The organism is Nitrosophilus sp. (assembly GCF_982775275.1).
The window spans coordinates 1631-2777 of the sequence record NZ_CEXZHP010000095.1 but is presented as its reverse complement, the minus strand read 5'-3'; the positions used below and the strand labels follow the sequence as shown (position 1 = coordinate 2777).

The window sequence follows — 1147 nt, the reverse complement described above, 5'->3', positions numbered from 1 at the left end:
GCTATATGCTCTAAAACAAACTCTATAAAAGGTTTTGGATGCCTAAACATATTTTGAAGCTCTTTTATTTTGCCATCTTTTACCATGTCTGCAGGATCTTTATCATTCATAAAAAGAACTACTCCACCTTCTATATCTGATGAAGCAAGCATTTTTGAAGCTTTTAAAGCCGCGGCGATTCCAGCTTTATCTCCATCATAGGCCAATATAATTTTTGGCTCCCCCCTTCTTAAAAGAGGTAGGTGCTCTTTTGTAAGAGCTGTTCCAAGGGTGGCAACCGCATTAGAAAAGCCTGCTTGATGAAGCATTATTACATCTAGATAACCTTCGGTTATTATTATAGATTTTGTTTTGAAAATCTTATCTTTTGCTAAATGGTATCCATATAAAAGTTTTGATTTGTTAAAAAGTTTAGTTTGCGGCGAGTTTATATATTTTGCAGGATGGTTAGATATGGTTCTTCCTCCAAAACCGACCAATTGATTATTTGGAGAGTATATTGGAAAAGTTATTCTCTCAATAAATCTTGCATAAACTCTATCTTTATCTAAAGCTAAAACTCCAGCTTCTATGGCTTCTTGAAATGGTATATGCATCTTTTTCAAAAAACTTAATGTCTCATTTGAACTTGGAGCATATCCGATTTCAAACTTTTCTATGCTTGATTCGTAAACACCCCTATTTTTAAGATATTGCGTAGCCTCTTTATTGAGATCGAGCATCTTTTTATAAAACTTGTTAATCTCTTTTAAGATTTTATTTAAATTGTTAAAATTTTCTTTGTTATCGCTATAATTTAAATGGATATTAAACATTGAAGCAAGTTTTTCTATAGCTTCAGGATATGATAATTTTTCATATTCCATAACAAACTTTATAGCATCTCCTCCAATACCGCATCCAAAACAGTGAAAGATCTGTTTTGAAGGACTTACTACAAAACTTGGAGTATCTTCATTATGAAAAGGGCATAAAGCTTTATAATTTGCTCCACTCTTTTTAAGCTCTAAATAGTTGCTTATAACATCTACTATGTCTATGGTCTGTTTTAACTGTTCAATTGATCTTTTATCTATCATATATAGATTATAGCAAAAATTGTAGCTAAGAGGTTAAATGGTTGATTTTGGTTAAAATGGTTGAGTAG

Annotated in this window: 1 protein-coding gene; it reads right to left on the bottom strand. The window is 31.6% G+C overall.

Annotated features, from left to right (window positions below; all coding sequences use genetic code 11):
• Positions 1–1079 (bottom strand): DNA primase (gene dnaG / locus AC30RD_RS05660; RefSeq protein WP_489493365.1); only part of this gene is annotated, 1079 nt, incomplete at its 3' end.
• Positions 1080–1147: the final 68 nt, after the last annotated feature.